Below are 8,249 nucleotides of genomic sequence, written 5' to 3'. Positions count from 1 at the left end.
AAGGTCTAAGCTATCCTGCCAATAAAGTCATTTATTTATCCGGATTCGTTCCCGATGCATCTATTGCTTACATATATGGATTTGATAAAACAAAGCCATATCGAACACCCATTTGGCAACGAATTTTTGGTGATATGAAGAATAATGTTTCTTTAGGGTTAATGAAGCAATTTATCTGGGCATATCCACAAGTTATGTATGATTCAATTACAATTGATACTACTCAAGCTCCAAATGGCTTCTTTGTTGAAAATACGCTTTATGCTCCAATTAGTGATAACACACCATATCCACCAGATATTTACCTATAAGTAAAAACAAGCTGCTTATAAGATAATGATTTGATAAGAAACCTCTTCAAGTAAGAGGTTTTCTTCTTTTTTAAATGTAGGCTTGCTTAGATGTATCTGACTGGCTATGCTGTGATGGATTGTCATGAAAGCCAATTTTAATTTAAGCAAAATTAAGCTCTTGTATTATCGATATATAATCTATTTTGCTCGACTATAAATACCGAATGATTTAAAGGAAACCCAAAGATGAAATCTCGTGCAGCTGTCGCCTTTGCCCCAGGAAAACCTTTAGAAATTGTTGAAGTTGATGTTGCACCACCTCAAGCGGGTGAAGTTTTAATAAAAATTACCCATACAGGGGTATGTCATACCGATGCTTTTACATTATCTGGAGATGACCCAGAAGGTGTTTTTCCTGCCATCTTAGGTCATGAAGGCGCAGGTGTTGTGGTTGAAGTGGGTGAGGGCGTAACAAGCGTTAAACCTGGTGACCATGTGATTCCACTTTATACGGCTGAATGTAAAGAGTGTTTATTCTGTAAATCTGGAAAAACTAACCTGTGTGTTGCGGTACGTGCTACTCAAGGTAAAGGTGTAATGCCGGATGGAACCACACGTTTTTCATATAACGGCGAACCGATTTACCATTACATGGGTTGTTCAACCTTTAGTGAATATACGGTAGTTGCAGAAGTCTCTTTGGCTAAAATCAATCCTGAAGCAAATCACGAACAAGTTTGTTTACTTGGATGTGGTGTGACAACTGGTATTGGCGCCGTACATAATACAGCCAAAGTACAAGAAGGTGATTCAGTTGCTGTATTTGGTCTGGGCGGTATTGGTTTGGCTGTTGTACAAGGTGCACGTCAAGTGAAAGCAGGGCGTATTATTGTCGTAGATACAAACCCAGATAAATTTGAACTTGCTAAACAGTTTGGTGCTACAGATTTCTTGAATCCAAAAGATTATGACCAACCTATTCAGCAAGTGATTGTAGAAATGACAGGCTGGGGTGTAGATCATTCATTTGAATGTATTGGTAATGTCAATGTTATGCGCTCGGCTCTAGAGTGCGCACATCGTGGTTGGGGGCAATCTGTTATTATTGGTGTAGCTGGTGCAGGCCAAGAAATTTCGACACGCCCATTCCAGCTAGTGACAGGCCGTAAATGGTTAGGTACTGCTTTTGGTGGGGTAAAAGGCCGTTCACAACTTCCTAAAATGGTCGAAGATGCCATGAAAGGTGAGATTCAACTTGAACCTTTTGTAACGCATACCATGCCTTTACAAGACATTAATACCGCTTTTGATTTAATGCACGAAGGTAAATCAATTCGTACTGTCATTCACTTTTAAATGAAATAAAAAAAGGGCTGTGATTCAGCCCTTTTTTACCACTTATAGTTTTATATCTTAAATGGCATTACCACACATGTCTGTTGTACCCTGAGGGTAGTTAAACTGTAGCGCATTACGGTCAGTAATGAGTTCATTAAATAATTCTTGTCCAAATAATTGATTAGAATATATTCCTATACTGCTTGAGACAGAAAAACCTATATTCTCTAGTGGAGCAGGTAAAGTAGATTGATAACCCTGATCAACACCATTTACAATAAAGCCAATCTGCTTAGTGTTCTGATTAATATACACCCCTAATCTTTGATATTCATTTGAATTATTTGTCATGTTTTGACCTTTATAATATGGATTGTCAGGCCCACTATTATCACTAAGTCGATAAGTTACATAATATTTTAATCTAGCAGGATTCTCACCAAAATCTGGATCATAAGTACCCATATTAAACCAATAGTTGGATCTAATTGTATAACCATTATTTGTTACACCACTAAATCCTATGCTAGAGGAGTAAGAAGTAGAATTTCCAAGTGATGAACTCCCAAGAGTTGATGTAGGAATTTTAAGTTCCATTTCAAATGCAATAATACCGGTGTGAGGTATCGTTAAATCACCAATTTCATTAGTAGAATTAAAACTAGCTTTACTTGTAGCTACATAATCTACGTAGCCATACTCACTTTCTGGCCTAGGTTCCACTTTAAGACTAAATTTTTGACCATTTATCGATGGGAATATTTTCGTAGGAAAATCAGGGTATTCATTATTCCATACATCGAAATCTTCTTGAGTTGCATCAAAATTATATTTGCAGACTGGGGCAGAGGAATCAAGGGAGGTAGTTTGAGCCAAGAGGGATTGAGACGCTAACTTTTCATTCTTTGTAGTGGATGAAATGCTTTTAGATGCTACTTTTTGGCTAGATTCATTCTGCGATACGGTAGTCGTATTGTCAGAAGATACCTCATACATAGCCCAACATAATGTCACTGCACTAACAGCAACTATACCTATTTTTTTCATAAATATTCCTATCGAGTTAAGAGTTAAATTTTTAGAAAGTAGTGTTAAAGTAAAATTTATTATTAATATTTATGTATTTGAAATTATTGGGTTTATAAACTATTGAATATGATTAATCATATTCAATAGTTACAGTAGCCATTGCACGAACTTTACCAGCAGTCACATTTGTTGCTGTTTGATAGTAGCGGGCAGTCATCGGTACGTTATATTGAAGTATCTGATTAGAAGACAATGAACCTAAAGCTAATTTATCGCCTTTTTTGATGACTTGATTTTTATTTTGATAATTCCAGAGTAACTGCACACCGACACCATTGGCTTTTTCAGACGTAGCAGCCGTATTTGCCAATACCTGGCTATTTGTGCCGTCTTGGGTAAAGTCATAACTTAAACTAATAGTGTTTTTCTGTTCATAACCTGCTGGACTTGTACCACCATTACATAAGAGGTTCATATCAAAGGTTTGTTCACCTTGAGTAGAACCAACGCCTTTGAAACCAGCCTTTGTAACGGTCGGAAGCTGTACAACTTTATTAATATTACCTTGAATTTCACATGAAGAAGAAGCAATAGTAATTGCATTAGCATTAACAGTACTTGTTAAGAAGGGTTTATCTGGATAGCCACGGATATAATAACTACTATATCTGCCTGGTACTAATGTCCCAGAACCCGTTTGTGGGGCAATTTTAATGATTTCCACAACAAAGTAACCTGGTGCTAAAAAACGTCTACCGGATATTCCACCACGTACATAAGGATAATAACCAGAAAAATTAGTGTTATTTTCTGCTTCACGATATAGGCGAATACCAATGCCGGGAATATTAGTAGTATAAATGCTATTGCCTAAAGAGCTTAAAGGGTAAGCTTGAGTTAATTCAGCAATCGCCCTATCATAACTATCACAAGATATCGCTAGAGTGCCTTTATCACTAATAGGAAAAGTTGCTTTTCTTAATATTGTACCCACTGGATCAGTGGGTCTTACAACTACACGCCCCACACTCATAAGGACATCATTTGCTTGATAATTAGTTATAATGCACGAAGCATTAGCTCCGCCATATATACCAAGACCAGCCGTAAATAAGAAACCTGTTAATAATATTCTTTTCATTTGCAGACAGCCTCAGTCATTACCATGCTTTGTTGCTTATTTTGCAACTGATTACTAATGTTGTACTCAACTGAACAACGTTCATTGCTTTCGTCACCCCATTTCACATAGAGACGATCTTGAGCAAGTGGGGTACGTAAGTAAATCATACTACCTTGAGCAACAATACCTACAGCTTCATCTTTCTGATTAAAGACTTGAGCAGCAAACGGTAAACTGTTGCCATCAGCAGTTTTACTATTAATGTAAACTGCATAACCTGTTTTGGTCGCAAAATCTACTTTAGCAATTGCACCAGCAAAAGGCGCAATACGTTGACTAGTTTCTTCTAGCTCTACTTGGCTCGACATTTCTTGTGGGTCAAGGGTAATGTCATTAAGACGGTACGGAGTAACATAAGGAACTACTGCATAACCCGCCTTATTTACGCTTAAACCAACAGCATTATTAACTTTTGCTCCAGCGGCTTCTGGTGCATGCACAAGTACCATTGTTTGACCTTGTTCAGGTCCAAATAAAACACCTTCTGAATGTGCAACTACACTACCAGTTAAGCTAACCATCGCTTGTTGGTAAGAATCAGCCACACTATATGATCCGCCAACAGTTGTATAGTTAGTACGATAACGTCCATTTACGTTAAATGATGGATTTGAATAGTCTTGATGTGACATTGAAGCGCCGTAGCTAAAGCGATCTCCAACCATGCCACTTGCACCAACAGTACGACTGTCTTCAGAAGCAGTAACGTTAACGTTGACTGAATTCTTCTTGAAATCAATCGGGAACGATAATGTCATTAAATATTCAGTATCGTGTGTTTGATTGGTTGAGCCATATTCAACTTTACGGTTAATTGCAGATAAACCATAAGTTAAACCATGGAAGTTATTACTGTACCCAACCTGATATTGTTTAGTACTTTCACTACGGTTCCAATAATCTACCCACGAACCTACTACATAAAAGTTACCCCAGCCTTCAGGTAATCCTTGGTTTAAGGTAATTTGGAATTCACTACGTTGACGACCAGCAGAGTAGGTATTAATGCCTTTTTCTTCAAAATCACGAATCTGTAGAGCATCACGTAATTTATAGAAGTTTTCTGTTGAGTAACGATAAGCTGCTAGTGTTAAGTTTGTGTTGGTTGGAGTAATTAACTTGCTATAACTTAAACGGAAACTTTGTCCTGACTGTGAAGACTGTTTTTCAAATTCAGCTTCAGAGTGGGTAATATCTAATGCCACGGCACCAATTGGTGTAGCAAAAGCGGCACCCAACAGTATAGCGGCATAATTTTCAGTTGCTTGTATGCCTGTATAACCTGTTAGGTAATTATTAATCCCTTGTTGATATTTACCTTGAACAACCCAAGGATCAATATCAATATCTGAATCACGGAACTGACCAATAGTTAAAGCATAACGGTTCATGCCAGGGCGTAGCATCTGCACAACAGATGCATAAGGCACAGCAAATTTCTGTATTTCCCCATTCGCTTCGATAACAGAAACTTCAATTTCTCCACCAAAACCAGTAGGGTAAAGGTCATTAATTTCAAAGTTACCTGGTGCTACTGTTGTTTGATAGATAAGTTGACCTTGTTGGCGAACTTCAACCTTTGCATTGGTTTTAGCATTACCACGAATACGTGGAGCATAACCCACCATACTATTTGGCAACATTCGATCATCACTTGAAAAATCAATACCGCGATAACCATATGAATCAAATATTTCGCCATTTGTAAAACTATCACCTAGTGTTAAGACACCGCGATATTTAGGGAAAGCTCTTTGTAAATATGTACTCGTTTCTTCGTAGCTTGATTTAGATTGATTTTCGGGAGGGGTATCTTGCCATTGCCACTGGCCATTATGACGTAATTGCCATCCAGCTAAATTTAGCCCAGCAGTCACTCCCATAAACGCATTTGAAGTTTCGCGTATATCGCCAGATTGATTAAAAGTCTTATATGCACTACCGTTATAAGATAAAAATCCAGCATTAATACCACGATCCCATACACTTGGGTCGACATAGCCTTGCGCATTTTTTTGCAAAGCAACTTGTGGAATGGAAATATCTACACGTAAACGAGAGGTATCAAACTCATAAAATGCATTTTCAACCCATTCTTCAATCTTATAACAACTACTATTTTCTTTTTGGAGGGTAGTGTGCTGCGATAGAACTTCTTGTTTTACACCATATTCAAGAAGATTATTTCCAGTAAAACACGTTACAGCATTTTTATTTGGATCTAATGCTTTAAAAAACATGCGACGTTTGCCAAACCATTGGCCATTTACATAAACGTCAACGTTATATTCGCCCGGTAAAACAGGATTACCATATTTAAACCGAGAAATATCAACTTTTTGTGCATCACCAATTAAAAAAGCAGAATCAAATTCAGCTTCCACTGGTGCACTCGCGGCTGTTTCTTCAGCATGCACGAATACAGGCATTGTCATTGTGACAACACCAGAAGCCAAGTAATAACAAATATGGCGTTTTAATAATTTATAAGATTCTTGCCTTTTTTTTGGCATAACTAAGTCCGCCTACTCACATAATAGGTGCTTAAATTTATTAAAAAGATAAATCTGATTACTGAAGTTTTATTTGGTGTTCGACTCGACCACCGTAGTCATTGACATTCATAAAACTCATATCTTGAAGATTGCCATTCTTAAGCTGAACAGACTCTTCAGAAAAAGGTTTAATCATTAACCCTTGAGGTAACAAATCAACTTTTTTATCACCAACCTTCTGATAAACAGAAGTCATTGTGATATGAAAAGGCGTTGGATTTTTTACCTTTAAATTTTGACCAGATTTAACCCATTGAAGCTTATCAGCTGCTAAATTCGCATCTTCTTTAATTGAAGCTGGGCGATAGAAGAATTTAATTCGTGAACGAATTGCTAATTGCAGAAAATTATCAGGAGTCGCATTTTCGCCTTTTGATGTTGGTCTTGGAGGAATATCCAAAACATTCAACCACAAAACTGTTTCTTGCTTTTGATTTAGCTGAGAAGCCGTTGGCAAAGCAGTAATACGAAGCGTCTGACTTTTTGTTGCTTCAACACGAGAAATAGGAGGAGCAATCATAAAAGGAACTTTTGATTGATCCGGTGTGCTTTTTGAGTCGCCTTCATCAAGCCATGCCTGGACAAGTGCTGGTTTTGAACCGTTATTACTAACTTGTAGTGTAACTTCGCGAGCATCCGAAGGATAAATCACACGAGTACCATGAATTACAATTTCTGCTTGAGTAGCAGGTGCAACAACTGCTGAAGCAAATGCCAGACCTAACAAAAAATTATAACTGTTCAATTTCATTTCAGAATTCACAACCAAGAAAGATTCGGGAAAGCGCCACAAAACAAGGGCTTCTATGCGAACACAGAAACCCCACCATCAATTAATTATTGATAGATAATTGTGTATTGAACAGAAGTATTTACTTTACCAGCAGTAGAAGCGCCAGTTGCATAGTATTCAGCATAGTAGTTAAGGTCTGCGCTACCAGCTGCAGCTACGTCAACCCATTGAGAGTTAGCTTGAGCACCGTTTGCACCAGCAGCAAGAACTGGGATGAAGTTGTTGTTGCTACCTAAAAGTTGAACGTTAACGTTTTTAGCACCAGTAGCATCTTTGTTAAGTAAACGACCAGTATTAAAGTCAACGTTAGCACCTGGTTCGAAGTAAGTAGCTACTTTACCTTCAGAACAGTTAGCTAATTTAATTTGGAAAGGAGTACGACCAGCAACATCACCAGCAACAGCTAAAGTTTGTTTAGAAACAGTTGGAAGAGTAACTGTGAAGTCTTTACCAGCAGGGGTAACGATGTCACAAGTTTTATCTGTAACTAAACCATTAATTGTAATTGTACCATCAGCAGCTTGAGCATTCGCAATCCCTACAACCGAAAGAGCAGCGATTAAAGCAAGTTTTTTCATAGTGTTTCTCAAAAGTCTGGATATAAAGTTTAATTCCTTACTTTTCCAGTGTGTGACATCTTGAAAAGTAATGTAACAATGCTAACACTTTCCAAACAAAATGCAAACTATATCACATTATTTTTTCATAATTTTAATTGAATCACATGATTTAATTGGATTATATGAGGTCCTACAAATGGCCATATTATTGTTTATAAAAGTTTTTTTGTTTTATAGAAAGGCTTTGTGACTGTTATAGGCAATTTACATAAGAACACAATGTAAATAGAAAAAGAATTAAAAAAATTAAGTGAAAAATAATCTTAAATTCTTAGAATACAATTATATAGAATAAATTCTGTATATGTATATAGGAAAAACATATAAATAGTCATTTTTTATGAAAAAAGAGTGGCTCATCAATCAATTCATCAAAACATGCGATGAATTCGACAAATCACTCTTTCATCAAACTTATTACAGAAATAAGTTGCGATA

At 37.0% G+C, this 8,249-nt stretch carries 6 protein-coding genes and 1 pseudogene; 2 read left to right on the top strand and 5 right to left on the bottom strand.

Annotated elements, in window-relative coordinates:
* Together JGE69_RS17930 and JGE69_RS17925 are read left to right on the top strand one after the other, a co-directional pair.
* Positions 1 to 311, top strand: a pseudogene (locus JGE69_RS17930) (phage capsid protein); the annotation flags it as partial.
* Positions 312 to 539: 228 nt separating this feature from the next.
* A complete protein-coding gene (locus JGE69_RS17925) occupies positions 540 to 1,649 on the top strand; it encodes an S-(hydroxymethyl)glutathione dehydrogenase/class III alcohol dehydrogenase (protein WP_199112560.1) in 1,110 nt (369 codons plus the stop codon).
* A 57-nt stretch (positions 1,650 to 1,706) separates the two neighbouring features.
* Here the strand turns inward: JGE69_RS17925 and JGE69_RS17920 are convergent, their stop codons facing one another.
* From JGE69_RS17920 to JGE69_RS17900, 5 genes are all read right to left on the bottom strand, one after another.
* Complete coding sequence (locus JGE69_RS17920; RefSeq protein WP_199112562.1) at positions 1,707 to 2,678, bottom strand: DUF4882 family protein; 972 nt, start codon at positions 2,676 to 2,678, stop codon at positions 1,707 to 1,709.
* A 112-nt stretch (positions 2,679 to 2,790) separates the two neighbouring features.
* Positions 2,791 to 3,801 carry a fimbrial protein gene (locus tag JGE69_RS17915; RefSeq protein ID WP_060465628.1) on the bottom strand — a complete coding sequence of 337 codons (1,011 nt, stop codon included), beginning with the start codon at positions 3,799 to 3,801 and terminating at the stop codon, positions 2,791 to 2,793.
* Positions 3,798 to 6,356: a fimbria/pilus outer membrane usher protein gene (locus JGE69_RS17910; RefSeq protein ID WP_060465627.1), complete on the bottom strand. Its 2,559-nt coding sequence runs from the start codon at positions 6,354 to 6,356 to the stop codon at positions 3,798 to 3,800. Before JGE69_RS17910 ends, JGE69_RS17915 begins: the two co-directional genes overlap by 4 nt.
* 58 nt (positions 6,357 to 6,414) lie before the next feature.
* Positions 6,415 to 7,149, bottom strand: coding sequence for a molecular chaperone (locus tag JGE69_RS17905; protein ID WP_000774083.1), 735 nt, complete (start codon positions 7,147 to 7,149; stop codon positions 6,415 to 6,417).
* 86 nt (positions 7,150 to 7,235) lie between these two features.
* The gene (locus tag JGE69_RS17900) at positions 7,236 to 7,769 is read right to left on the bottom strand and encodes a fimbrial protein (protein ID WP_000731817.1); all 534 of its coding nucleotides are present in this window, start codon (positions 7,767 to 7,769) and stop codon (positions 7,236 to 7,238) included.
* Between the last annotated feature and the right edge of the window lie 480 nt (positions 7,770 to 8,249).

Origin of the sequence: Acinetobacter sp. C13, assembly GCF_016809775.1 — a bacterium.
GTDB classification, from domain to species: domain Bacteria; phylum Pseudomonadota; class Gammaproteobacteria; order Pseudomonadales; family Moraxellaceae; genus Acinetobacter; species Acinetobacter pittii.
This window is presented reverse-complemented; position numbering and strand designations above follow the sequence as displayed.